Source organism: Pseudomonas sp. PS01297 (assembly GCF_029959305.1).
Lineage (GTDB): Bacteria > Pseudomonadota > Gammaproteobacteria > Pseudomonadales > Pseudomonadaceae > Aquipseudomonas > Aquipseudomonas helleri.
Map to the genome: position 1 here is coordinate 1 of NZ_JASCPQ010000018.1, position 24,898 is coordinate 24,898.

Genomic DNA, 24,898 nt, shown 5'->3' on the forward strand with positions numbered 1-24,898 from the left:
GGCTTGCTCGCGATGTTAACGACGCGGTTTGCCGGAATGACCGCGTCGATGCTATCGCGAGCAAGCCCGCTCCCACAGGAGAATGTGTTATTTAACGATTTATCGGTGCAACAAACCGGCTTTGGGCCACGCTGCGCACGCCGGGGTCTGCGGTGTCGGTGACCACAAACTCAAGGGTCTGCGAGCTGCTTTTTGGTCGTTCGGCCAATAACGCGACAGACACGGGCACTTCAGCAATCTCACCGGGGGCCAGGGTCAGCTCGGTTTTGCCGTTTAACTGGAAGTCATCGCCCTGTTGCAGCGCCACCCGGTAGTGCTGTGGCTGCTGGGTTTTGTTGATGATCTTGAGGCTGTAAATGTTCTCGATCTGGCCCAGGCTGTTCTCGCGGAACAAGCCCCGGTCTTTGATCACGTCCAGTGACACCATCGAACGTTGATTCAAGGCAATGACCAAGGCGCCGATCATGACCACCAGCACCGCAGCGTAGCCAATCAGCCGGGGCCGCAGCAGGTGGGTTTTGCCGCCCTGCAATTCATGTTCAGAGGTGTAACGCACCAGGCCGCGGGCATAGCCCATTTTGTCCATCACCGAATCACAGGCATCGACACAGGCGGCGCAGCCAATGCATTCCATCTGCAAGCCGTCGCGGATATCGATCCCGGTCGGGCACACTTGCACGCACATTGTGCAATCAATGCAGTCGCCGAGCCCGGCCTGCGCCGGTTCAACCCCGCGTTTGCGCGGGCCTCGGCTCTCGCCACGGCGGGCGTCATAGGCAATTGCCAGGGTGTCTTTATCAAACATCACGCTCTGAAAGCGTGCATACGGGCACATGTGCATGCACACCGCTTCACGCAACCAGCCGGCGCTGAGGTAAGTGGCACCGCTAAAAAACACCACCCAGAACAAACTGATGCCGGCTATTTCCAGGGTCAGCAACTCGGTGGCCAGCGGCCGGATGGGGGTGAAATAGCCGACGAAGGTCAGCGCGGTCATCACACTGATCGCCAGCCACAGTGCGTGTTTAGCCGTGCGCCGGGCAATCTTGTTGATGCGCCAGGGCGCGGCCTGCAGTTTGATGCGTTGGTTTCGGTCGCCTTCTGTGATTTTTTCGCACCACATAAACAGCCAAGTCCAGATGCTTTGCGGGCAGGTGTAGCCGCACCACACCCGGCCTGCAAACACCGTGATCGCAAACAGGCCAAAGGCCGCGATGATCAACAGCGCTGACAGCAAGATGAAATCCTGCGGCCAGAACGTCGCGCCGAAAATATGGAACTTGCTCTCGGACAAGTCCCAAAGCACCGCCTGACGGCCATCCCAATGCAACCAGACCGTGCCGAAAAACAGTAAAAACAAAAAGCCGCTGCCCGCGATTCGAATCGAACGGAACAGCCCGGTAAAACTGCGGGTGTGGATCTGTGCGTCGGCAGGCTTGTTTTTTCTCGGTGCAGCGCGGCCAGGCGACGCTGCAACAGGTTCAAGTCTCTGCACGGGAATGTGTCTGCTCATGGTCTTTCGCTCATCAGCCTCCATCAGGCCAAGGCACTATCCCCCGCCAACTGTTTGCATAACAGGCTCAGCTGACTTAATAAAAAGCAGATCAGAATGGTTTTTTGGCAGGCTGCGGCACTCTACCGCAGCGGGTTCAGGTCCTGAATTGCGTGACATGTACGGGCAGGGCACCTGTCAGATGAACTGATCTTGATCACGTGCACTGAAGCCACCGATCAACGGCATGGGCTTCAGGCTCCGCCCAATGGTTTGAACTTTAACCCTGGCGTTGCGCTCGTAACCCTGCACGCAGTATGGGTATAAGAGTTGCAAGTGTTTTGCCATGACACCGCTGGCGCGAGGTGTTATCCAACGCAGGTCGAGCGCCGGGCGATACAGATACGCCAACCACGACTAGGCTAGGAACTGACTGCGAGTTGTAGGTACAGCTCAGGGGATGGTTCAGCGGCATGCAGCGTCATGCGAAACCTTTAGCGTACGGAGAGCAGCATGAGTTCGAGTGGACAGGCTGGTGGGGGTAAGGATGCGCTGTTACCCGAGATTGCGGACATTCAAGCACTGGTCCGGGCCGAGCATCCGGACCCGTTTTCAGTCTTGGGCCCGCATGCGGATGGCAAAGGCGGTCAGTTTATTCGGGCGTTTCTGCCTGGGGCGGTGAGTGTTCAGGTGCTGGCGCGCGAGGGTCAAGCGCTGCTGGGCAGCCTTGAGCAGGCTCAAACGCCGGGCTTGTTTGTGGGGCATTTTGCTCAGGCGCAGGCGTATCTGTTGCAAGTCGATTGGGGCGATGTTCAGCAAATCAGTGAAGATCCCTACAGTTTTGGCCCGTTGCTGGGTGAGATGGATCTGTATTTGTTCGCAGAAGGCAATCATCGTGATTTGAGCCATTGCCTGGGCGCGCAACTGACCCACGTTGACGGTGTGCCAGGCGTGCGTTTCGCGGTGTGGGCGCCGAATGCGCGGCGGGTGTCGGTGGTCGGTGATTTCAACGGCTGGGACGGACGCCGTCACCCGATGCGCTTGCGCCATCCGAGCGGGGTATGGGAACTGTTTGTGCCGCGTTTGCTGGCCGGTGAAGCGTACAAATACGAAATACTGGGGGCCGAGGGCATCCTGCCGTTAAAGGCCGATCCCATGGCGCTGCAGACCCAACTGCCGCCGCTCACCGCGTCCATCGTGGCGGCGCCCTTGAACATTGACTGGCAGGACGCTAACTGGATGCACGCCCGTGCCCGGCATCAGCGCACCGACGCCGCCTTGTCTATTTATGAGCTGCACGTGGGCTCGTGGCAGTGTGAAGTCGATGACGTGGGGGATGTGTCGCGTCAGTACGGCTGGCGCGAGTTGGCCGAGCGCTTGATCCCTTACGTGCAGCAGTTGGGTTTTACCCACATCGAACTGATGCCGATCATGGAACACCCGTTTGGCGGGTCGTGGGGCTATCAGCCGTTGTCGCAGTTCGCCCCCAGCGCCCGGTACGGCTCGCCAGAAGATTTCGGTGCTTTTGTGAATGCCTGCCACGTGGCCGGGATCGGGGTGATTCTGGATTGGGTGCCCGCGCACTTCCCCAATGACACCCACGGCCTGGCGCAGTTTGACGGCACCGCGCTGTATGAATATGCCGACCCCCGTGAAGGTTTCCATCAAGACTGGAACACCTTGATCTACAACCTGGGTCGCACTGAAGTGCACGGTTTTATGCTGGCTTCGGCTTTGCACTGGCTCAAGCATTATCACGTTGACGGTTTGCGGGTCGATGCGGTGGCCTCGATGCTGTACCGCGACTATTCGCGCAAGGCTGGCGAGTGGGTGCCGAATATTCACGGCGGCCGGGAAAACCTCGAAGCGATCGACTTTTTGCGCCACCTCAACGACGTGGTCGCGCTGGAAGTCCCCGGCGCGCTGGTCATTGCCGAAGAGTCAACGGCCTGGCCCGGCGTTACCCAAGGGACCGAGCAGGGCGGCCTGGGATTCTCGTACAAATGGAACATGGGCTGGATGCATGACTCGCTGCATTACATCCAGCAAGACCCGGTGTATCGGGCGCACCACCACAACGAGTTGAGCTTTGGCCTGGTGTACGCCTGGCACGAGCATTTCATCCTGCCGATTTCCCACGACGAAGTGGTACACGGCAAACATTCACTGATCGACAAAATGCCCGGAGACCGCTGGCAGAAGTTTGCCAACCTGCGGGCTTACTTGAGCTTTATGTGGGCGCATCCGGGCAAAAAACTGCTGTTTATGGGCTGCGAGTTCGGCCAGTGGCGCGAGTGGAACCATGATCAGCAACTGGACTGGTACTTGCTGCAATACCCTGAACACCGGGGTGTGCAGAAACTGGTCAGTGACCTCAACCAGCTCTACCGCGAAGAGCCGGCGCTGCATGAGCAGGACGACGTGCCGCAGGGGTTTCAATGGTTGATTGGTGACGATGCGACCAACAGCGTCTTCGCCTGGTTGCGCTGGAGCAAAGCCGGCAAGCCGGTGCTGGTCGTCGCCAACTTCACCCCCGTACCCCGTGAAGCCTACCGCGTGGGCGTACCCGAGGCCGGGACCTGGCACGAGATCATCAACAGCGACGCCGGGGTCTATTCGGGGTCCAACTACGGCAATGGCGGCGGCGTGAACACAGACCCGCAACCGAGCCACGGCCAGGAAGTGTCACTGGCCCTGAACCTGCCGCCGTTGGGGGTGTTGATACTGCGGGCTGAGTAAAAACTCGCGTTGCCCTCTGTAGGAGCGAGCTTGCCTCGCGATCTTTTGATTGTTAAAAGATCGCGAGGGTAGGTCCCGGTTTACAAATGCACTTCAACCGCCAGCGGCAAATGGTCCGACAGGTGCGTCCAGGGCTTGTTGCCCAGAATGATGGGTTCATGCCCGGTGGCATTGCGCAGGTAGATCCGGTCAAGCCTTAACAAAGGCCAGCGCGCCGGATAGGTCTTGGCCAATTGCCCGTGATGGCGCTCAAACACTTCATGCAGATCATCACGCTGCGAGAGAGCGGCATTGCCTTGCAGCTTCCAGTCATTGAAATCACCGGCAATGATCACCGGCTCATGGGGCGGCAGGGACTTGAGCAGTTGGTGAAGCAGTACGATTTGTAGCTGGCGATGGCTTTCGAGCAAGCTCAAATGCACACAGATCGCATGCACGTTGTCATGCCCCGGTACGTCCAGCACGCAATGCAGCAAGCCGCGCCGTTCAGGGCCGGTGATTGAAACGTCGAGGTTGCGCGACGATTTGATCGGATATTTGGACAGCAGTGCATTGCCGTGATGCCCGTTCGGGTACACCGCATTGCGGCCGTAGGCAAAGTCGGTCCACATGCTGTCGGCGAGAAATTCGTACTGCGAGGTTTTCGGCCACTCTTCATAGCGCGAGGCATGTTTTTCATGCTCACCGAGCACTTCTTGCAAAAACACCAGGTCCGCTGATGTGCTGCGCACTGCTTCGCGCAGCTCAGGCAGGATGAAGCGGCGGTTGAACGCGGTGAAGCCCTTGTGGGTGTTGACGGTCAGTACTTTGATTCGGTGCACGGCAGTCTCGGGTACCGAGGCTATGGGCGCCCGAGTGTTGCCGACTACATCTATGGTCATGGTCGCTCCTGTCCTTTTAGGCGGCATGCCGCATGTCAATCACAGGGTTATAGCTTAAGGAATGGGGACGTGACTGATGTTTATCAAGCTTTGCGTAATTAGCCACGCACGTGTCTGGCACGGGCGTGGCTGACGGTTTTTAAGACGCCTTGGCGTGTTGCAGTTCAAGCAGCACCAATGAGCGGCCGGTCACGCTGTAGGGCGTGTTGAACGCCAGGGCGGGCGAGCTTTTGAGTTCAGGGTCGGTGGTGTCGAGTTTGCACACCCAACTGCCCCCATGGTCGACTGCGGGCAAGTTGAAGTCGAGGGTGTCGTGGCCCGCATTGACGATGATCAGCAAGGTGGCGTCGGCCCCGGATTTCTGTACGCCGGAGATTTGTGTGCGGCCATCGAGCAGCATGCCCAGGCAACGGTTTTGCGGGTCTTCCCAGTCTTGGGTGGTCATCTCATTACCCGCCGGGGTGAGCCAGGTGACGTCCTTGACCCCGGGCTGTTCGCTGCTATGACCCACCAGAAACACCCCGCGCCGCAAGATCGGGTAGTGCAGGCGCAGCTTGATCAGGCGTTTGACAAAGGCCAGCAGCGTTTTGGCGGGCTCGTCCAGTTCCCAGTTGACCCAGCCGATTTCGCTGTCCTGGCAATACGCATTGTTGTTGCCGTGCTGGGTGCGGGCGAACTCGTCACCCGCCACCAGCATGGGCGTGCCCTGGGCCAGTAACAAGGTGGCCATGAAGTTGCGCATCTGGCGCTGGCGCAGCGCGTTGATCTCGGGGTCGTCGGTGGGGCCTTCGACACCGTGGTTCCATGACAGGTTGTTATTGCTGCCGTCCTGGTTGTTTTCGTCGTTGGCTTCGTTGTGCTTGTCGTTGTACGACACCAGATCGTTGAGGGTGAAGCCGTCGTGGGCGGTAATAAAGTTGACGGACGTATAAGGACGGCGTCCGCGTCGGTTGAACAGGTCGGCAGAGGCGGTCATGCGCCCGGCAAACTCGGCCAATTGCCCTTCATCGCCTTTCCAGAACGCCCGCACATTGTCGCGAAAGCGGTCATTCCACTCAGCCCAGCCCGGCGGGAAGCCGCCGACCTGATAGCCACCGGGGCCGCAGTCCCACGGCTCGGCAATCAGCTTTACCTGACGCAGCAGCGGGTCCTGGCGGCAGGCCACCAGAAAGCTGTGGCGCTCATCAAAACCATCGTGATAACGGCCCAGAATGGTAGCCAGATCGAACCGGAAGCCATCGACGTGCATCTCGCCGGCCCAGTAGCGCAGCGAGTCGGTGACCATCTGCAAGACGCACGGGTGGCTCAGGTCCAGGGTGTTGCCGGTGCCCGAATCGTTGATATAGAAGCGCTTGTCATCGGGCATCAGCCGGTAATAAGAGGCGTTGTCGATGCCGCGCATGGACAGGGTCGGGCCTTGTTCATTGCCCTCGGCGGTGTGGTTGTAAACCACGTCCAGAATCACTTCCAGCCCGGCTTCATGCAGGTGCGCGACCATTTCCTTGAACTCGGCAATTTTGCCGCTGGCCAGGTAGCGCGGGTCGGGCGCGAAAAAGCTCAGGGTGTTGTAGCCCCAGTAGTTGGTCATGCCTTTTTGCAGCAGGTGCTGATCATTGACGAAACCGTGGATCGGTAGCAGCTCGACACTGGTCACGCCCAGGTTGCGAATATGTTTGATCACCTCATCGACCATCAGCCCGGCAAAGGTCCCGCGCACCGCCTCGGGCACCGCCGGGTGGTGCATGCTGATACCGCGTACATGGGTTTCGTAGAAAATCGTGCGCTCCCACGGCACGCTGATGCGGTGGTCATGGCCCCAGGTGTGGGCAGGGTCGATGACTTTGCACTTGGGCACAAAGGGCGCGCTGTCGCGCTCGTCAAAACTCAGGTCGGCATCCGGGTGGCCGATGGTGTAGCCAAACAGTGCTTCGGACCATTTGAGTTCGCCCACCAATTGCTTGGCATAGGGGTCGATGAGCAATTTATGGTGGTTGAAACGGTGGCCGTTTTCGGGATCGTACGGGCCGTACACGCGATAGCCGTAGACCTGCCCCGGGTGTGCATCGGGCAGGTAGCCATGGAAGGTTTCGTCGGTGTATTCGGGCAGTTCGATGCGTTCCAGTTCGACTTCACCCGCAGCGTCGAACAGACACAGTTCAACCTTGGTGGCGTTGGCGGAAAACAGCGCGAAATTGACCCCCAGTCCATCCCAGGTTGCCCCCAGCGGGAAGGGCAGACCTTCTCGAATGCGTGAGGGCTGCGGTGCTGCTGACGTGCTCGTGCTCATGGTCGCTCCTTGATAAGTGCCGGTACTCAGGCGTTTCTCAACGCCGTGCATAATCCATCGCGTTCACTGCCGATGGCTTCAAGACCCCGCAGGTTTACGTGGCGCCCGCGGCTTTTTCTCGGCAGGGGGTTTGGGCTTGGCTGGCGCTTTGGGTTTGGCCGCTTTCGGCGCCGGTTTAGTCGGTGCCAATGCTTCGGCCTGGGCCAGCTTGCGGGCCATTTCCCAGTGCCGATCATGTTGGCCATCAGGCCTGCCTTCGGACTCCCAGATCTGGTAGGCAAACTCACGGATACGCTTATCGTCGTGACTCATGGCAATGGCTCCTCGGTTTATCGGTCTCGTTCATGGGCCTGCAAACGTGCGCAGGCGAGTAACTCGAAGCGCCGCGTTGCATCCAGGGTGTCCAGCAGGGTGTTGCAATCTCCCGGCAAGCGGCGGCACCAGTTGGGGTGGCCGCTGACGGTGCCGGGCAGGTTGGCCTGTTCTTCCAGGCCCAATGCATCTTCGATGGGCAGCAGTACCAATGGTGCGCGGGTGTGGCCGAGAAAACGGATGCTCGCGTCCAGCGTGGGGGCGTTGCCCAGGGCTTCTTCCTGAAAATTCTGCGGGTCTTGGCGCAATGCGCGGTCCAGCCCTTCGCATTCACGTTGGCGGTTACGCCGCCAGTCATTGGCGGTGACCGGATCGATCAGGTTAAGGCGCTCGTTCCAGTCAATGTCGCGGCCTTGCAGCCAGCCGTTGAGCGTTGGCAGGTCATGGGTGCTGGTGGTGGCGAGGGCGTCATCCGGCCAGGCCAGAATGGGCTTGAAGTGCGCGCCGTAGTCCTGCTCGAACAACAACACGCGCATGCCGAGAATGGCCCGTTCGCTGAGCTTTTCACGCAGGCCTTCAGGGACCGTACCCAAGTCTTCACCCAAGACGATGGCTTGATGGCGCACCGACTCCAGAGCGACCAAACGCAGCAGGTCATCCACCGGGTAATACAAATAAGCGCCCTGATCGGGCGAGGCGCCCAGCGGGATGACCCACAAGCGTTGCAGCCCCAGTACATGGTCGATGCGCAGGCCACCGGCATGGGCAAAGTTGGCGCGCAGCATTTCGATAAAGGCGCGGAAGCCGCTGCGTTTCAGGCCCTCGGGCGAGAAAGCCGAGATGCCCCAGCCTTGCCCTGCGCGGTTGAGCAAGTCGGGCGGGGCGCCCACCGTCAATTGCGCCAGCAGTTCGTCCTGGCGACACCAGGCCTGGCTGCCCGCGCCATCGGCGCCCACCGCCAGGTCGGCGATCAAACCGATGGCCATGCCGCTGGCCCGCGCCGTGGCTTGCGCGCGGTCGAGGGTTTGCGCGATCAGCCACTGGCAGAACGCGTAGTAGGTGATGAGGTGCTGGTGTTCTTCGGCAAAGCGCAGCAGGGCCGGGCTGTCCGGGTTGCGTAGCTGCTCGGGCCAGTCGCGCCAGTCGAGGCTGCGCTGTTCGGCGGCGCTGACCGCTTGCAAGGCCTCGAAGCGGCAGTGGTTCTCCAGTGCTTCGCCGCCGATGTCGCGAAAGCGCTGGAAATCACTGAGCAGTGGCGAGTCTTCGCTGATGAAGTCTTCGTAGAGCTGGCGCAGCAACGTTTGCTTGGCGTGGGTCGCTGCAGGCCAGTCGATCAGCGGCAACTGCTCAAGGCGCTCAAATTCGTCTTTTAGCCCTGTGGCTTCAATTGCCCGGTCGACGGCATCGCCGCCCAGAATACTTGCGGGTGTTGCGTACAGGCAGTTAAGAAACAGACGGCTGGAGGGCGAGTACGGGCTGTAGTGTTTCGGCGCGCTGCTGAACATGGCATGCAGCGGGCTGATGGCCAATGCGTCGGCACCCCGTTCCCCGGCGGCCTGGAGCAGCACTTCAAGCGCCCGGGTATCGCCGAAACCGCCATCACCGGCGCGGCGCAATGAATACAGCTGCACGCTCAAGCCCCAGGTTCTGGGCGTTGACTGTTGCAGGGCATCGGCAATGCTGAAGCATTTGGCCGGTGCCACGGCCAAGGTAAAGAGCTGTTCCTCGCCCTGCACCCGGTGATAACCGACAGGAATCATGCCCGGCAGCATGGCATCGGCGTCCAGCTGGATGGGCAGGGAGCCGCCGTTTTCCAGGTACACCGTGCAATGGCTGTGGGCGTGGAAATACCGCGACAGGTCCAGCGCCTTGCCCACGTCAGCGGTGAGCAAAGGCGGCAAACGTTTGTTTTGTTGCTCCAGCTGCAAGTTGAGCAAGCTGGTTTCAATGGCCTCAGGGCTGTCGGCTGGCAGCCCCAAACCGGCCAGAATGGCTTCCAGCACCGGTTGTGTAACCCTTTGCGGTTGGCCGTTGGCATCAATCCAGTCAACGGCCAGTCCGGCTCGGCCGGCGAGTATTTCCAATTGCGCTTCGCTCATTGGCGGGCTCCCTTGAAGTCTGGCGAGTGGCTATCGAACGTCGTGCAAATCAGGGTGTTGCGGTGCTAAAACTTGCTGGTACGCACCATGGACTGCGCCACCAGGCGTTCATAAAGCTCGGCGTAGGGCTCCACGGCGTTGCACCAATTGAACGGTGCCGCCATTGCACGGCAACGCATGGCGTTCATCAGCTCGGGGAAGGCAAAGACCTTGAAGGCGCGGGTCAGGGCCTCGGTGTAGCTTTCGACGGTGGACTCATCGAACAAAAAGCCGGTGACGCCATTTTCAATGGTGTCGGCCAAACCGCCGGTATTGCGCGCCACCGGCAGCGAACCAAAGCGTTGCGCGTACATCTGGCTCAGGCCGCAGGGCTCATAGCGCGAGGGCATCAATAAAAAGTCACTGCCGGCGAACATGCGTCGGGCGTCGGCCTCGTTGAAGCCGATGCGTACGCCGATTTGCCCTGGAAAGCGCAGCCCCAGTTCACGCATGGCCTGTTCTTCTTCGGGCTCGCCGCGACCAATGATGCAGATCTGCCCGCCCGAGGCGACGATGAAATCGGCCACGGCTTCCGTCAGGTCCAGGCCCTTTTGATAGACCAGCCGCGACACCACGGCGAACAAAGGCCCGGCAGACGGTTGCAGGCCAAACAAGTCGCGCACGTAAGCGGTATTGACCGCCCGGCCTTCCCAGTCACCGATGCTGAACGGCGCGACGAGATGCGGATCGGTCGAGGCTTCCCACGTGTCGTCGATGCCGTTGGGGATGCCGCTGAGCAAACCTTGCTGGGTCTTGCTGGCCAAAAAGCCATCCAGCCCGCAGCCAAAGGCCGGGGTAGTGATTTCCTGAGCATAGGTCGCGCTGACAGTGGTGATGTGGCTGGCATACGCCATGCCTGCCTTGAGATACGACAGCTTGCCGTAAAACTCCATGCCGTCCTGTTGCAGGGCATGGGGTGGGATGCCCAATTCCGGGCAGCACGCACGGCTGAATACGCCTTGGTAGGCCAGGTTGTGAATGGTAAACAGCGTGGGCGTGCGTTGGCCGCGCCAGTGCATATAAGCCGGGGCCAGGCCGGCTGGCCAATCGTGGGCGTGCACCAAATCGGGCTGCCAGTGGATCTGCGCCAGGTTGGCGGCGATATCAGCGGCGGCCAGGCCCAGGCGGGCAAAACGGATGTGATTGTCGGGCCAGTCACGGCCATTATTGGCGCCGTAGGGCGTGCCCTCGCGCTCGTACAGTTCCGGGCAAATCAGCACATAGATGACCAAGCCGTCTGCGAGGTCCATACGCCCGATTTTGCACGGTGGCAGCGCGGCATGACCGCCGAGTTCACCAATGATGTGGATCGGGTTATCGCTGTGCAGCACTTGCCGATAGCCGGGGATCAACACCCGCACATCGTGCAAATGGCGCATGGCCCGGGGCAGGGCGGCTGAGACATCGCCCAGGCCACCGGTTTTGACCAGGTCTGCCAGTTCGGAGGTCACGAACAGGACTTTCTTTTTATTGGGGTTGGTATTCACCACTGGCGGTACAGCCTTACCCGCAGGTGCCAACCCGGAGAGCGTGATCGAAGACGCCGCTGGCGGATTTAGCCGTTCGTCTTGATGTGGAGCAGCAGCACTGATCATGACTCTCTCCCGTTGTACTTATTTGAGCTGCTATCGGCCTTGGGGCCAGTCAGCCTCCGCTTTCAGATTGATAAAGGTCACCTTGGCCAAAGGCGCAGAAGGTGAAAAAAGTGCTGCAAGGAATGCACCAAGCAGGCAGCCCTGTATCAGGTTGACCTGTCAGAGGGGTAGAAGGTTCGCTTTGTTTAAAACGACGTCGCGTGTCGTATACACGACAGCGATGAGTGTAGGAGAGATGCCGCAAGGGGCTAGGCGAGATTGCAAGAATATTGGGTAATGAGGAATTTTCAGACAAACAGCAGGAGCGAGCTTTAGAGCTCAAAAAACCGCGCTCGCTCCTGCAGGCTTATGTGGGGGTTACGGGTATTCGGCAACCACTTCATCACGGCCGTCGTTGCGCAAGCCAATCACCTGGAAAGCGTCTTTGCGATCGCCCATTTCCATGCCTGGCGAGCCCATAGGCATGCCCGGAACCGCAATACCTTTCAAATCATGACGCTTGCCCAGGGCAATCACCTGTTCGGCCGGCACGTGACCTTCAACGAATTTACCGTTGATCACCCCGGTGTGGCACGAAGCCAGCCGTGGTTGTACACCGAGCGCGTGTTTGACGCGGCTCATGTCGTCTTCAACGTGGTCATTGACCTTGATGCCATTGGCTTGCAGGTGCGAGATCCAGGCCTTGCAGCAACCGCAGTTGGCATCGCGGTGTACGTCCATGGTCAGTTGTTCAGCAGCGTTGGCGAATGACGTAATAAAGAGTGTGGAAAGCGCAAAAATACGTAACGGGTTCTTCATTGATAACCTCTTGATGAAATAACTCAGCCTGGACGGTGCGGGCTGTCAGGCAACTGATGTTCAGATGACAGTTTTGTCAGGTGCCGACACTTTAGGCACAAACACGCTGATGTAACATGCCCACTCACTTTTCTGACGTGAACTGCTTATGGCTCTTGCTGCCCCGCCTGATTTGACTGACCCCGCCGTGCCGGTAAAGCCGCTGGCGCGCACCTACCCGCGTGGTTTGTACATTGAGCCGCATCAGCATGAATGGGGTCAGTTGTTGTATGCCATGACCGGCGTGATGTGGGTTGATACCCCGGATGAAGCCTTGGCGGTGCCGCCACAGCGGGCGGTCTGGCTGCCACCCGGCGTGCCCCACGGGATTCGCGTGGTGTCGGATTTACAGATGCGCAATCTGTATTTGCCCCAGGCCACAGCGAGCACGCTCGACCCTAGCGTGCAAGTGCTGGAAGTCGGGCGGCTGTTGCGCGAGTTGATCATCAACCTGGTGGATCAGCCCGATGCGCCACCGGCCTACACCGACGCGTTGCTCAATCTGACCTTACTTGAGCTGCAGCGCGCCCGGCGCACGCTGCTCAAGGTGCCGATGCCTGACGCTGCGGATCGGCGGCTGCTCAATCTGTGCCAATCGGTGATGGCCAACCCCACGCTGGACATCGCCTTTGAACAACATGCCGACCATGCCGGGGCCAGCGTGCGTACTTTGGCACGGTTGTTTCAGACGGAGCTGGGCATGGGCTTTGCGCAATGGCGGCGCCAGGTGCAGTTGGCCACGGCGGCGGCGGAGCTGATCCAGGGGGTGTCGGTGAGCCAGATCGCCCGTTCGCTGGGGTATTCACCGAGCAGCTTCAGCGACATGTTCCGCCGCGAGCTGGGTGTTACGCCGTCTTTATATGGGCAGGGCCACCTGCCAGACGCTTGAATCTGGCCGACAGACAGAAGGGTTTGACCGATGCGCGGCGTTTGCCGGTCATAGACTCATGGCCATCTCACTGATCTGGAGGCTAGAACATGAAGGCGCTGCAATTTTCCAAAACCGGTGATCTGGCCGCTTTGCAGGTGGTCGACGTGCCCACCCCGACGCCAACTGCTGACCAGGTACTGGTGCAGGTCAAGGCCGCCGGTTTGAACCCCAGCGATGTCAAGAACGTGCTGGGGCGTTTCCCTTACACCACCTTGCCGCGGATTCCGGGGCGCGATTTTGCCGGTGTCGTTGTTGAGGGGCCCAAAGCCTTAATTGGGCAGAAGGTCTGGGGCACCGGCAAGGACCTGGGGTTTAACCGTGATGGTTCCCACGCCCAGTATTTGACCCTGCCCGCCAGTGGCGTCGCGCACCAACCTGAGACATTGAGCTTTGTACAGGCCGCCAGCATGGGCGTGCCTTACACCACGGCCTGGGATGCCTTGCAGCGCAGTGGCGTAGTGGCCGGTACGCGTTTGCTGGTGATCGGCGCCAATGGCGCGGTGGGCTCGGCCACCTTGGGCCTGGCAAACGTACTGGGTGCGCAGGTGTTGGCTGCCGTGCGTCGCCCCGAGCAGGCGCGAGTGCTGCGTGAGCAGGGCTATGAAGTGATCGTGCTTGAACAGCCCGAAGCATTGGCGGGCGAGGTCAATGCGGTGTTTGCCGGGGGCGCGGACGTGATTTTTGACACCACTGGGCACTGGTTGCCGGCCGCGGTGCCAGCGCTGACGGTGTTTGGTCGGCTGGCCATTATTGCCGCGCCGCTGGACGGGCACGTGCAATTACCTGCGCTGGCGCTGTACCGCAAAGGCGGCTCACTGATTGGCGTCAACAGCCTGCTATATAGCAGCACCGAGTGCGCACGCATGCTCAATCAATTTGGCCAGTACTTCGATGAAGGCTTACTGCCCGCGCCCCGCGACCTTGAACAAGCTCCGCTGGTGCAAGGGCTGGTCAGCTACGCTGAAGTCAACGCCGGGGCGAGCACCAAAGTGGTGCTGATTCCGTAAATGATCAACCTGTAGCCGCTGCCGCAGGCTGCGATAAGGGCCGAAGGACCTTCGCTTTAAAAGCAGGGCCGCTACGCAGCCCGTCGCAGCCTGCGGCAGCGGCTACAGGTCACTGTTGGGTCTGGCCCAATCGCAAGCTGGCGCGGATCCCCTGGACTTCAGCCTCGTTGGCTTTGTATCCGTCAGCCGGGCCTGCGTAAGAGAGCGCGTAAGCGCTTTGGCCCTGAGTCGCTGCAACCAGGGTCTGGGTGATCACGTGGTTGCCGTTTTGGGTGATTTTGCAGGTGGTCTCTAGCGCTTTCAGGCCGCCCAAGGTGCTGGGGTGGATTTTGTTACAGGCACTCTGATAACCCCCTTGCGCGAAGTTCTTCTGCAAGGTCTTGCGCATTTCCAGCAACACCGCGTCCATGTTCACCTGATGCTCAGGCGCGAGGGTCGACTGGGTCAGTTCCATGACCATCTGCGGGTCACCATTGGCGTCGTTTTTCACCGCCCGCTGGCGCTGAACGGTAGTGTCGGCCTCGGCCGGCACGGCTTGCACGTCCCAACCCCCTGGCCAGGTGATCATCAAACTGTCGGCGTTGGCCGCAGGCAGCGACAGGGCCAGCAGCAGTCCGGCAAATGCGGTGTAACGGTGACAAACAGTCATGGGCAACAGGCCTTGAGCGCAGGTTTCGAAAGGCTATAGTGTATCAATAGGTGTCAAAGTCTTGCTTTAGTGTGATCAATCATTTTCACCATTCCTCAGCTAAACCTTTGCTTCTTATGTCTAATCCCGGACAATCGCGGCCCTCTTATGGCTGGGGCGTGGTCCGTAAGGTGTGTTTTGTCCGCCCCGGCTGCGTGGTAACGACCGGCTAGCGGAGATTTGACCGGATGAATGACCAGGCTAACAGCGTCGATGAACGCTTTGACGACGCGACACCTGCGACCCTCAGTCGCTGGAACCGCCACGATACTACCTGGATGCTGGGCCTGTTTGGCACGGCCATTGGCGCAGGTACTTTGTTTTTGCCCATCAACGCAGGCATTGGTGGCTTTTGGCCGCTGCTGATTCTGGCGCTGCTGGCGTTCCCCATGACCTTTTATGCGCACCGCGGCTTGACCCGTTTTGTATTGTCCGGTCGTGAAGGTTCAGACATCACTGACGTGGTGGAAGAACACTTCGGGCTGACGGCCGGAGCGTTGATCACGCTGCTGTACTTTCTGGCGATTTTCCCGATTCTGCTGATCTACAGCGTGGCGCTGACCAACACGGTCGGCAGCTTCATGCTCAATCAGTTGCACATCACGCCGCCGCCCCGGGTCATTTTGTCGTTAGTGCTGATCCTCGGCCTGCTGACGGTAGTGCGCTGCGGCGAACAAGTGATCGTCAAGGCCATGAGCATGATGGTCTACCCGTTCATTGCTGCGTTGCTGTTTCTGGCAGTGTTTTTGATCCCGCACTGGAACGGCGGCATTCTGGCCACGGCCAGCACCCTGCCGGAGCCATCGGCCTTGCTGCACACCCTGTGGCTGGCGATCCCGGTGATGGTGTTCTCGTTTAACCACTCACCGATCATCTCGGCATTTGCCGTTGATCAAAAGCGCCGCTATGGCGCCAGCGCGGATGAGCGCAGCTCGCAGATCTTGTCGCGCGCGCACCTGCTGATGGTGGTGATGGTGCTGTTCTTCGTGTTCAGTTGCGTGCTCACGCTGTCCCCTGAACAACTGGCTGAAGCCAAGGCGCAGAACCTGTCGATTCTGTCTTATCTGGCCAACCACTTCAGCAATCCGACCATCGCCTTTGCCGCGCCGCTGATTGCGTTTGTAGCGATTGCCAAGTCTTTCCTGGGCCACTACATCGGTGCCAATGAGGGCCTGAAAGGGCTGATCCTGAAGACCGGCAAGCGTCCTGCGGGCAAAACCCTGGAGCGCCTGACGGCGGCCTTCATGCTGCTGGTGTGCTGGGCGGTTGCGACCCTCAACCCAAGCATTTTACGCATGATCGAAAGCTTCGGCGGCCCGGTGATTGCGGCCATCCTGTTCCTGATGCCGATGTACGCGATTCGCCGTGTGCCGAGCATGCGTCAGCATGCGGGCAAAATCTCTAACGTGTTTGTCACCGTGGTCGGCCTGGTGGCGATTTCGTCGCTGGTCTACTCGCTTATCCCTTGATCCAGGGCCTGTCGCTGCCGTTCTGCGCAGCGACAGGCCACTGATTGATCGTCTGTTGTCGTGCAACGCTTGAGTCTGGGCTGCACTCTGAATACTATTGCGACAAATTCCTATTCGCATTTTATTTCCAGTGTGCATCGAGGGCTCTTGTGTCGTCATCACCGTCCAACTCATCGCTGCTGCACACCGACGTCCGCGACCTGTATAGCGACCATCACCACTGGCTGGTCAATTGGCTGCGACGGCGGTTGCGCAATGCCGAGAATGCGGACGACATGGCGCAGGACACTTTCCTTTATGTACTCGGCAAACCGGAGCAGGTAGCGCAGTTGCGTGAACCGCGCGCCTGGCTGAGCAGCATTGCCAAAGGCTTGATGATTGACCGTTATCGTCGTCAGCAGGTGGAGCAGGCTTATTTGCAGGCGCTTGCACACGTGCCTGAACAGGACATGCCGTCACCGGAAGAACGCTTGATCCTGCTGGAAACCCTGACCCGTATCGATGCCTTGCTCGATGGCCTGAAACCCAACGTACGCACTGCTTTTTTGCTGTCACGGCTCGAAGGCCTTGGCTATCAGGCGATTGCCGAGCGGTTGGAGGTGAGCGTGAGTTCGGTCGAGAAGTACATGGCGACGGCGATTCGTCATTGCTTCCTGGCGCGCACGGCCTTGTGAGCGGGGGTAGCGGCGCCATGTCGGGTTCTGTCGAGTTTTCATCCGAGGTGCTGGATGCGGCCATCAACTGGCTGGTGAAAACCCAGTCCGGGGCTGCGGATCCGCAGGTGCATGCAGCCTGCCAGCAATGGCGCGCCGCCCATGTCAGCCATGAGGCGGCCTGGCAAGCCCTGCAAGTGACCGAGTCGACTTTTCGCCAGGCGTCAGCCTTGTCGGGGCGGGTAGCGCTGGACACCTTAAGTGGCAGCGGTCGGCTGCGCTCACGGCGTCAGGCGCTCAAGGTCCTTGGGCTAGGCGTGCTGGGCACCGGGGCGGGAGCGCTGGTGTGGCAACAGCAACCGTGGCGCACTTTTGGCGCTGACTATGCCACCTCCGTGGGCGAGCGCCGCGTGTTTAATCTGGCCGATGGCACGCGCCTGCAACTTAATACAGACAGCGCTGCGGACGTTGTCTTCAACGAGCAACAGCGCTTGATTGTGTTGCGTGACGGCGAGATTTTTATCCGTACCGGCAATGACCCTGACGCCTCGACCGGGCGCCGACCGTTTTGGGTGCACACCCGTGAGGCGCGGTTACAGGCCATTGGCACCGCCTTTGATGTGCGCCAGGAATCTGGCCGTACCCGGCTGATGGTTGAAGAGGGCGTGGTGGCTATCCATCTGCCGGTGGCGCAGCCGGTGTGGGTGCCGGCGGGCAAGGAATATGTGATCGATGGGCAATCGGCCCGTTTGCAAACCTCCTCGGCCTTGAACGTCAGCAGTTGGACGAGCGGGGCGCTGGTGGCGAAAAACATGCGCCTGGAAGACTTGGCGGCCGAACTGTCGCGTTATCGCCAGGGCTGGTTGTTGTGTGATTCTGCGGTCAGTGATTTGCGCGTGTCCGGGGTATTTCAACTCGAGCATATCGACCAGGCATTGCAGGGCTTGAGCCAGACGCTGGCGGTGCGCATCGAGCGCAGAACGCGGTTCTGGACGCGGATTGTGGCGGTTTAGCCAAGATCAAAAGATCGCGAGGCAAGCTCGCGTCCAGGTCAATACGAATAATTATCAAATTTCTTTGCGGGTTTTTTCGCGTCCTTCGACAACTAGGCATAAGACCTTTTAATTGCAGGAGCAAAACCCATGTCCGCTGCCGTTCAACCTCTTTTCTTGCCCGCGCGTAGCCGCTTGGCCATTGCCCTGCAGGCGGTCTTGCTGGGCGGTGCTGTGCTGGCAGCCGTGCAACCGTTTTCGATGACGGTGGCCGCATCGGTCAGTGCGCAACGCAGTTTCGATGTGCCGGCCAGTACGCTGGAAGACGCGCTTAACCGCTTTGCCCAGCAGGCCAATATTTCGCTGCCTTACGACCCGGCACTGGTACAGAACAAACAGGCGCCAGCGCTCAAGGGCCGTTTTGAGGTGCCGCAAGCGTTGCAGCAATTGCTCAAAGGCAGCGGTCTGACCGCCACCGAAGGGGCCAACGGGGTGTGGACGCTGTACCCGCTGACCTCTGGCAGCGCAGACGGCAAGTTACAACTACAGGCCACCAGTGTGACCGGCGTGGCATTGGGCGGGACAACCGAAGGCAGCAATTCCTACACCACGGGCGAAACCAGTACGGCAACCAAATTGCCGCTTTCGCTGCGTGAAACACCGCAGTCAGTCACGGTCATTACCCGTCAGCAAATGACCGATCAAGGGCTGGGCAGCATTGCCCAAGTGATGGAGCAAACGCCGGGCATTACCGTGATGCACGATGACAGCGAACGTTACAACTTCTACTCCCGCGGCTTTACCCTGGATAACTTCCAGTACGACGGCGTACCGACCTCGGACTTCACTACCAATACCAACGGTCTGGGCATGCGCGACATGGCCATTTACGACCGGGTAGAGGTGGTGCGCGGTTCCACCGGTTTGATGAGCGGCGTGGGCAGCCCGTCGGGGGCGGTGAATCTGGTGCGCAAACGCCCGACCAAAGACTTCCAGGGCTATGTGTCGGGCAGCGGTGGCTCGTGGGACCGCTATCGCAGTGAACTGGACCTGTCGGGCCCCTTGACTGAAAACGGCGCGGTGCGCGGGCGCGTGGTGGCCGCCCATGAAGACGGGCGCTCCTTTATCGACCGGTATTCGTCCATCAAAGATGTGTTCTATGGCATCGCTGAGGCTGATCTGACCGACGATACGACGCTGTATGCCGGTATCGACTATCAAAAAATCAACTCCAATGGCTCAAGTTTTGGCCAGTTGCCGCTGTACTACAGCGATGGCAGCCGAACCCACTTCAAGCGCTCCATGAACCCGGCCGCCAAGTGGGCGTATGCCGACAGTAAAAGCACCAAGTATTTCGCCGGGGTCGAGCAGCGCTTCGATAATGATTGGCTGTTGAAAGTCGAAGCCAGCCACTGGAAGGGCAACACCGACCAGTTGCAGGGCAATATCGTGGGCTGGGGACCGTTCCCGGACAAAACCACGGGTGAAGCGCAGTTCATGAGCGGCACCAAAACCTTCGAGATCAACACCGATACGCTGGACGCCTATGCCACCGGGCCCTTTGAGTTGTTGGGGCGCAGCCATGAATTGGTGCTGGGTGCCAATATCAGTAATCGCCGCACCGACTACCTGGCCGAGAATGCTGACGACCTGACCATCAATTACCAGAACTGGAACAACGATGCGCCGCGTCCGGGCCCTGCTGAATTGAGCCAAGGCTTGAAACAGCGCTACAAGACCAAGGAATCGGCGCTCTATGGCGCCTTGCGCCTTAAGCCGACGGATGATTTGTCGGTCATCCTCGGTGCTCGCGTGGTCGACTACGACCGCAAAGGGACGATGACCTACAACGCTGCGCAAACGATCCCTACGCTCGATGATTCGAAAAAGACCGGCAAGCCGATCCCCTACGCGGGGATCGTCTACGATCTGAGCGCCAATCACTCGGTTTATGCCAGCTACACCGAGATTTTTACCCCGCAAAGCTATTTCGATCGCAACGATAAAGTGCTCGCACCGATGACCGGCAAAAGCTACGAGGCGGGCTTGAAGTCGGAGTATTTCGACGGTGCACTGAACACCAGTTTTGCCGTGTTCCTGATCAAGCAAGACAACTATGCCGAATACGATGGTGTGCGCGATAACGGCGAAGATGCCTACAAGGCCATCGACGGCACTAAAACCAAGGGCTTTGAAGCTGAGATTTCCGGTGAAGTGGCGCGCGGCTGGCAATTGCTGGCGGGCTACACCTACGCCCAACCACGGGACAAGGACGGCAAACGCATCAACAGCAACCACCCCGAGCAGTTGTTCAAACTGGCCACCAGTTACCAACTGGACGGTGACCTCAAGGACCTGACCGTGGGCGGTAATGTGTCCTGGCAAGGTTCGACTTACAGTGAGCTGGACTCATCGATCAAAGCCGACGCCAAAGAAGGCAGTTTCGCGGTGGTGGGGTTGATGGCGCGTTATGACATCAGCCAAAACCTCAGCGCCACGGTCAACCTCAACAACGTCTTTGACCGCGAATACCTCAGCGGTTATGGCCTGTATTCGACCTACTACTATGGTGATCCGCGCAACCTGATGCTGGGGATGAAGTACAGCTTCTGAGAAGGGGTTCATGTCGCCGCGGGGACGATTGGGCTATGGTTGGGCAACCATTCCAAGCGGAGCCAGACGATGAGCGACTCAACCCTTCATCATGCTGCGGCTGAGGGCTATGCCCAGGGCGCTGACACTTATGTTCGCGGGCGCCCAGATTATCCGCCCCAAGTCAGTACCTGGCTGACTGACACCCTGGGCCTGCAGCCTGGCCAGACGGTACTCGAAGTGGGTGCCGGAACTGGCAAATTCACCCCGCGCCTGTTGCAGACCGGCGCACGGGTGATCGTGCTAGAGCCGGTCCAGGCCATGCTCGCAAAACTGTCAAAGGCCCATCCTGAGGTCGAAGCGCATCAAGGCCGAGTACAAGCCATTCCGTTGGCCGATGCCAGTGTCGACGTGGTGGTGTGCGCACAAGCCTTTCACTGGTTTGCCAACCATAAAGCCCTGGAAGATATGTGTCGCGTGCTCAAACCAGGAGGGCGCCTGGGGCTGATCTGGAATCTGCGTGATGCCAGCGTACCGTGGGTGGCGGAACTCGATGCGTTGGTCAATCAATGGGAAGCCGACGCGCCACGTTTCTATACCGGCGCCTGGCGTCAGGCGTTTCCATATGACGGCCTTGGGCCGCTGCAAGAGCAACGGTTCATCCAGCCTCATAACGGGCCGGTCGAAGACGTGATTTTCAATCGCGTGCGTTCCACCAGCTTTATCTCGGCACTGGCGCCTGTTGAGCGGGAAAAGGTGGAGCAGCAATTGCGTGAGTTTGTCGCGTCACACAGCGTGTTGAATCACGGTGGGGAAGTCAGCGTGCCGTACATCACTTACGCGTTTGTGACGCAAAAACCGGCGTGATTCCCCCCCTCAATTCTCGGAAAGCTACGCGTACTACAAACCAAACGGATCCTTCTGACAGGGCCGTTCCCCACCCCCTCGGCATACTGGCTGGGCACCGCTAACTGGCAATTTGACAGTTAGCGGGCACTCAACCTTCCTCCACCAGGATGCCGACATGCCCCTATTGCAAAACAACGCTAACGATTTGCCCGGTGCCTGCGTATGAAGCGCATGAACATCACCGTCGGGGCCAGAACCACGGTGGGCGGCGTGGTGGTGACGGGCTGGGAACTGATGACAATCAACGACCAGATTCTGGCCCGCGAAGGTGACAGCATCGAGTGCCCGGTGTGCGGCAGCACGGGCGTTATCGTGCTGTGCGGCCCGCGCCATGATGAATTGCTGGGAGGGCGGCAAGCCGCGCTGGAAGGGGATTTGTGCCAGTGCCTGTGCCGCCCTGCGCCGCGACTGATCCCTGACCAATACATCAGAGGCCAAGTGTTGGGAGATGCCAGAGGGCCTCAGCAGAGTTACATGGAGTATTTGGCTCAGTGGCCCGAATCGCCGGCACCTAAAAAAACAGCGCCCGCCAGTGTTGAGCCCGAGCTGGAAGAAGAGGACGAAGAGGACACCGGCATCACCCTGCATGTGGGCCTGTTCTTCGATGGCACCGGGAATAACCAGGGCAACAGCGAGGCGGCGCGAGGTTGCCTTGCCATTAGCTTGGGTATAGGTGAACAGGAAGGCGCGGATATACGTCAGCATTGCGCGAGCTTTGGCTTTGACGGTAAAGGAAACTCGCCGGATAACAGCTATGGCAACGATGTCACCAATGTGGCGCGGCTTTATGAGCTGTATCCGGATCATGCGGATACGCAATTGCCGCAGGAAGCGGAAGAGGCTTTTTTAAAGGTCTACCTCGAAGGCATCGGTACAGTCACCGGTCAGGCTGACTCTCGCTATAGCCAGGCCAGCGGTCAAGGCAGCACTGGTATTGTGGCGCGAGTTGAGCAAGCGCCTGCGCTGATTTTGGAGCAGATTCGAAGGCTGCAAAAAATTAATCCCGGCATAAAAATTTGGCGAATCGTCTTCGACCTGTTTGGTTTCAGCCGTGGCGCTGCTGCCGCACGGCATTGTGCCAATGACTTGTTGAAGGGGCCGAAAAGCCTTATCGCCCAATCAATCCCTCCGGGAACGAAGGGCCTGTCAGATGGCTTTAGATGGCGCCACCGAACAGATTTCAACCTCAACTTTATCGGCCTGTTTGATACGGTGCCTGGGGTGGTTGCACCTTTAAGCGGCGACTTTAGCCCGCACAACGCCAGTAACCCGGGCCTTAACCTGTACCTTGCCCCCGGCATTGCACGCCATGTGGTGCAATTTGTGGCGCGCCACGAATATCGTCATAACTTCTCACTGGTTCGTACCGACAATGACATCGAACTGCCCGGCGTCCACTCCGATCTTGGTGGCGGTTATTTGCCTTTGGCCACTGAAAAAGTGCTGCTGAGTAAACCCCAGAGCAGTCAGGTACCTGTCGACATGCCAGAAACCTCCACGGTCGCTTATGACCGAGCCCGGCAGTTGATGGAGGTTATGCTGCCGGACATGGAGCCCTATCTGCAGCGCTGGAGTATCGACACATGGGCGGTGGTTCTGCCTTACAACAAACGCCGTGACATGTTTGCCGAGAAACGCGTGTATGCCTCCCTACGCAGTGAACGGCAAGTGCATGGTCAGTTGTCACTGATTTACTTGCGGGCCATGCGCGAGCTGGGAATACGAAACGGGGTTCCATTTGATGTGGTTCCAGACACTTCTGCGTTTGCCTTACCGGCAGACCTGCACACTATCGCTGTAAAGCTTCAGGCGTACGCCGTTGGCGACAGCTTTCCCGGACTGACCCATGAAGAGGTGGCTTTACTACAGCGCAAATACATCCACTTGTCAGGCAATTGGAATGCTGCCAGCGGCAAGAACAACAGCGACATTGAGGTGCTCTTTATCAATCGGCCGGCTGCGGGCGGTAAAAGAGCGGTGCATCCCAATGAATAAACTCAAGCTGCTTGTGATGTGCGGTGTGCTTGGGTTGATGGTGGGCTGTGTCAAGGGCAACAACGGGTTGCCCTATAAGGGTTGGCGTCTTGGGCTGTTTGCCCCCAACTACATGCAAGTATGGATCGAAACCGCAGACGCGGTAGATGTGCGGGATCGTGTATTCAAGCGAGCCATGAGCGGAGGTGCCTCTATCCAGACCCCTAAAAACCTCAAGGGCAACCCACGCGGGTGGCCCAGCTACCCCGGTTGGGGCGCCGGCAAGTATGTTTACGGGGCTGCGGTACCACGCCTGATTTATGTGCGCTGGCAATCATTGGTAGAGCCACAAACCTACGAGGCTTACATCGTGATCCCCGAAGCCATTCAGCAGGCCATGATCAAGCCTGAAAAAGCTTTTTGCGAGTTCGATGCCAAATGGATTACTGATTACCGCAAAGGCGTGACCGTAGGGCTGGCCCCCGGCGGTATTGCCAAGGTATGGATTTCAGGCCCTTGCGTCAGCCCAATCGAAGTGGCCAGGGTTCAGGGCGAAGTCGTTAAGGAAGGACCTGATGGAGGTCGGTCTGGTGGCAATTATGCCTTGCCCTTAAAACCAGAAACAAAAGCCTACATCGAAAAATACGGGGTGCCGTATGGCTCTTGGTAAAATCCGCCGCACACGTGCAGTACATCCCAATGAATAGATTCAAGCTGCTATGGGTGTGCGCTGTGTTTGGGTTAATGGCTGGCTGCGCCAAGGGCAGCAATGGGCTGCCCTATGATGGCTGGCGGCTTGGACTGTTCGCTCCCAACTATATGGAAGTGTGGATCGAAACCGCAGATGCGGTGGATGTGCGAGACCGTGTATTCAAACGAGCCATGAGTGGAGTGGCCGCTATCCAGACTCCTAAAAACCTCAAAGGTAATCCTCGCGGTTGGCCCAGCTATCCCGGTTGGGGTAAAGGTAAATATGTTTACGGGGCTGCTGTACCACGCCTGATTTATGTGCGCTGGCAATCATTGGTAGAGCCACAAACCTACGAGGCTTACATCGTGATCCCCGAAGCCATTCAGCAGGCCATGATCAAGCCTGAAAAAGCTTTTTGCGAGTTCGATGCCAAATGGATTACTGATTACCGCAAAGGCGTGACCGTAGGGCTGGCCCCCGGCGGTATTGCCAAGGTATGGATTTCAGGCCCTTGCGTCAGCCCAATCGAAGTGGCCAGGGTTCAGGGCGAAGTCGTTAAGGAAGGACCTGATGGAGGTCGGTCTGGTGGCAATTATGCCTTGCCCTTAAAACCAGAAACAAAAGCCTACATCGAAAAATATGGGGTGCCTTATGGCTCTTGGTAAAGGGCCAACGCGCCTAGCGATCTTTGTTATGGCCAAAAGATCGCGA

19 protein-coding genes are annotated in these 24,898 nt (G+C 59.0%); 11 read left to right on the forward strand and 8 right to left on the reverse strand.

The genetic code is table 11. The features are described 5' to 3' along the window. Positions 1-91: 91 nt before the first annotated feature. A complete protein-coding gene (gene ccoG / locus QMX84_RS08165; protein WP_262126174.1) occupies positions 92-1,513 on the reverse strand; it encodes a cytochrome c oxidase accessory protein CcoG in 1,422 nt (473 codons plus the stop codon). A gap of 492 nt (positions 1,514-2,005) precedes the next feature. Between ccoG and glgB the strand changes: the two genes are divergently transcribed. Beyond that, positions 2,006-4,231 carry a 1,4-alpha-glucan branching protein GlgB gene (gene glgB, locus QMX84_RS08170; RefSeq protein ID WP_282363549.1) on the forward strand — a complete coding sequence of 742 codons (2,226 nt, stop codon included), beginning with the start codon at positions 2,006-2,008 and terminating at the stop codon, positions 4,229-4,231. Positions 4,232-4,311: 80 nt separating this feature from the next. On the opposite strand, the gene QMX84_RS08175 is transcribed toward glgB, so the two are convergent. The 6 genes from QMX84_RS08175 to QMX84_RS08200 form a co-directional block, all read right to left on the reverse strand. Next, entirely contained in the window at positions 4,312-5,112 is an 801-nt protein-coding gene (locus QMX84_RS08175; RefSeq protein ID WP_282363550.1) for an endonuclease/exonuclease/phosphatase family protein, read from the reverse strand. 139 nt (positions 5,113-5,251) lie between these two features. After that, positions 5,252-7,399, reverse strand: a complete 2,148-nt coding sequence (gene glgX, locus QMX84_RS08180; RefSeq protein ID WP_262126177.1) for a glycogen debranching protein GlgX — start codon at positions 7,397-7,399, stop codon at positions 5,252-5,254. Between the two features lie 78 nt (positions 7,400-7,477). Further along, positions 7,478-7,711: a DUF2934 domain-containing protein gene (locus tag QMX84_RS08185; protein WP_048368964.1), complete on the reverse strand. Its 234-nt coding sequence runs from the start codon at positions 7,709-7,711 to the stop codon at positions 7,478-7,480. A 17-nt stretch (positions 7,712-7,728) separates the two neighbouring features. Further along, on the reverse strand, positions 7,729-9,810 hold the full coding sequence (gene malQ, locus QMX84_RS08190; protein ID WP_282363551.1) for a 4-alpha-glucanotransferase: 2,082 nt from the start codon (positions 9,808-9,810) through the stop codon (positions 7,729-7,731). Between the two features lie 65 nt (positions 9,811-9,875). Beyond that, a complete protein-coding gene (gene glgA / locus QMX84_RS08195; protein ID WP_282363552.1) occupies positions 9,876-11,444 on the reverse strand; it encodes a glycogen synthase GlgA in 1,569 nt (522 codons plus the stop codon). Positions 11,445-11,801: 357 nt separating this feature from the next. Further along, complete coding sequence (locus QMX84_RS08200) at positions 11,802-12,242, reverse strand: DUF411 domain-containing protein (RefSeq protein ID WP_282363553.1); 441 nt, start codon at positions 12,240-12,242, stop codon at positions 11,802-11,804. A 148-nt stretch (positions 12,243-12,390) separates the two neighbouring features. Here QMX84_RS08200 and QMX84_RS08205 point away from each other — a divergent pair, with 148 nt between their 5' ends. Together QMX84_RS08205 and QMX84_RS08210 are read left to right on the forward strand one after the other, a co-directional pair. Continuing rightward, the gene (locus tag QMX84_RS08205; protein ID WP_262126181.1) at positions 12,391-13,170 is read left to right on the forward strand and encodes a helix-turn-helix transcriptional regulator; all 780 of its coding nucleotides are present in this window, start codon (positions 12,391-12,393) and stop codon (positions 13,168-13,170) included. A gap of 89 nt (positions 13,171-13,259) precedes the next feature. Continuing rightward, positions 13,260-14,219: a zinc-binding alcohol dehydrogenase family protein gene (locus QMX84_RS08210; protein ID WP_282363554.1), complete on the forward strand. Its 960-nt coding sequence runs from the start codon at positions 13,260-13,262 to the stop codon at positions 14,217-14,219. A gap of 109 nt (positions 14,220-14,328) precedes the next feature. Here the strand turns inward: QMX84_RS08210 and QMX84_RS08215 are convergent, their stop codons facing one another. Next, the gene (locus QMX84_RS08215) at positions 14,329-14,868 is read right to left on the reverse strand and encodes a DUF4946 domain-containing protein (RefSeq protein ID WP_262126183.1); all 540 of its coding nucleotides are present in this window, start codon (positions 14,866-14,868) and stop codon (positions 14,329-14,331) included. 227 nt (positions 14,869-15,095) lie between these two features. Between QMX84_RS08215 and QMX84_RS08220 the strand changes: the two genes are divergently transcribed. The 8 genes from QMX84_RS08220 (at position 15,096) to QMX84_RS08255 (ending at position 24,852) form a co-directional block, all read left to right on the forward strand. Next, positions 15,096-16,376: a serine/threonine transporter gene (locus QMX84_RS08220; protein ID WP_048368971.1), complete on the forward strand. Its 1,281-nt coding sequence runs from the start codon at positions 15,096-15,098 to the stop codon at positions 16,374-16,376. Between the two features lie 149 nt (positions 16,377-16,525). Then, a complete protein-coding gene (locus QMX84_RS08225; RefSeq protein WP_282363555.1) occupies positions 16,526-17,050 on the forward strand; it encodes a sigma-70 family RNA polymerase sigma factor in 525 nt (174 codons plus the stop codon). A 17-nt stretch (positions 17,051-17,067) separates the two neighbouring features. Continuing rightward, positions 17,068-18,042 carry a FecR family protein gene (locus tag QMX84_RS08230; protein WP_282363556.1) on the forward strand — a complete coding sequence of 325 codons (975 nt, stop codon included), beginning with the start codon at positions 17,068-17,070 and terminating at the stop codon, positions 18,040-18,042. 129 nt (positions 18,043-18,171) lie between these two features. After that, complete coding sequence (locus tag QMX84_RS08235; protein WP_282363557.1) at positions 18,172-20,634, forward strand: TonB-dependent receptor; 2,463 nt, start codon at positions 18,172-18,174, stop codon at positions 20,632-20,634. A 69-nt stretch (positions 20,635-20,703) separates the two neighbouring features. Further along, positions 20,704-21,480: a class I SAM-dependent methyltransferase gene (locus tag QMX84_RS08240; protein ID WP_282363558.1), complete on the forward strand. Its 777-nt coding sequence runs from the start codon at positions 20,704-20,706 to the stop codon at positions 21,478-21,480. Between the two features lie 204 nt (positions 21,481-21,684). Continuing rightward, complete coding sequence (locus QMX84_RS08245; protein WP_282363559.1) at positions 21,685-23,517, forward strand: DUF2235 domain-containing protein; 1,833 nt, start codon at positions 21,685-21,687, stop codon at positions 23,515-23,517. Continuing rightward, positions 23,510-24,166: a DUF2931 family protein gene (locus tag QMX84_RS08250; protein ID WP_282363560.1), complete on the forward strand. Its 657-nt coding sequence runs from the start codon at positions 23,510-23,512 to the stop codon at positions 24,164-24,166. The genes QMX84_RS08245 and QMX84_RS08250 overlap by 8 nt, the downstream gene beginning before the upstream one ends. Positions 24,167-24,195: 29 nt before the next feature. Continuing rightward, positions 24,196-24,852, forward strand: coding sequence for a DUF2931 family protein (locus QMX84_RS08255; protein ID WP_282363561.1), 657 nt, complete (start codon positions 24,196-24,198; stop codon positions 24,850-24,852). Positions 24,853-24,898 lie beyond the last annotated feature (46 nt).

Coding starts and splice junctions, on each gene's coding strand:
- ccoG (WP_262126174.1), bottom strand. CDS start 1,513: ATGAGCAGACACATTCCCGTGCAGAGACTTGAACCTGTTGCAGCGTCG.
- glgB (WP_282363549.1), top strand. CDS start 2,006: ATGAGTTCGAGTGGACAGGCTGGTGGGGGTAAGGATGCGCTGTTACCC.
- QMX84_RS08175 (WP_282363550.1), bottom strand. CDS start 5,112: ATGACCATAGATGTAGTCGGCAACACTCGGGCGCCCATAGCCTCGGTA.
- glgX (WP_262126177.1), bottom strand. CDS start 7,399: ATGAGCACGAGCACGTCAGCAGCACCGCAGCCCTCACGCATTCGAGAA.
- QMX84_RS08185 (WP_048368964.1), bottom strand. CDS start 7,711: ATGAGTCACGACGATAAGCGTATCCGTGAGTTTGCCTACCAGATCTGG.
- malQ (WP_282363551.1), bottom strand. CDS start 9,810: ATGAGCGAAGCGCAATTGGAAATACTCGCCGGCCGAGCCGGACTGGCC.
- glgA (WP_282363552.1), bottom strand. CDS start 11,444: ATGATCAGTGCTGCTGCTCCACATCAAGACGAACGGCTAAATCCGCCA.
- QMX84_RS08200 (WP_282363553.1), bottom strand. CDS start 12,242: ATGAAGAACCCGTTACGTATTTTTGCGCTTTCCACACTCTTTATTACG.
- QMX84_RS08205 (WP_262126181.1), top strand. CDS start 12,391: ATGGCTCTTGCTGCCCCGCCTGATTTGACTGACCCCGCCGTGCCGGTA.
- QMX84_RS08210 (WP_282363554.1), top strand. CDS start 13,260: ATGAAGGCGCTGCAATTTTCCAAAACCGGTGATCTGGCCGCTTTGCAG.
- QMX84_RS08215 (WP_262126183.1), bottom strand. CDS start 14,868: ATGACTGTTTGTCACCGTTACACCGCATTTGCCGGACTGCTGCTGGCC.
- QMX84_RS08220 (WP_048368971.1), top strand. CDS start 15,096: ATGAATGACCAGGCTAACAGCGTCGATGAACGCTTTGACGACGCGACA.
- QMX84_RS08230 (WP_282363556.1), top strand. CDS start 17,068: ATGTCGGGTTCTGTCGAGTTTTCATCCGAGGTGCTGGATGCGGCCATC.
- QMX84_RS08235 (WP_282363557.1), top strand. CDS start 18,172: ATGTCCGCTGCCGTTCAACCTCTTTTCTTGCCCGCGCGTAGCCGCTTG.
- QMX84_RS08240 (WP_282363558.1), top strand. CDS start 20,704: ATGAGCGACTCAACCCTTCATCATGCTGCGGCTGAGGGCTATGCCCAG.
- QMX84_RS08245 (WP_282363559.1), top strand. CDS start 21,685: ATGAAGCGCATGAACATCACCGTCGGGGCCAGAACCACGGTGGGCGGC.
- QMX84_RS08250 (WP_282363560.1), top strand. CDS start 23,510: ATGAATAAACTCAAGCTGCTTGTGATGTGCGGTGTGCTTGGGTTGATG.
- QMX84_RS08255 (WP_282363561.1), top strand. CDS start 24,196: ATGAATAGATTCAAGCTGCTATGGGTGTGCGCTGTGTTTGGGTTAATG.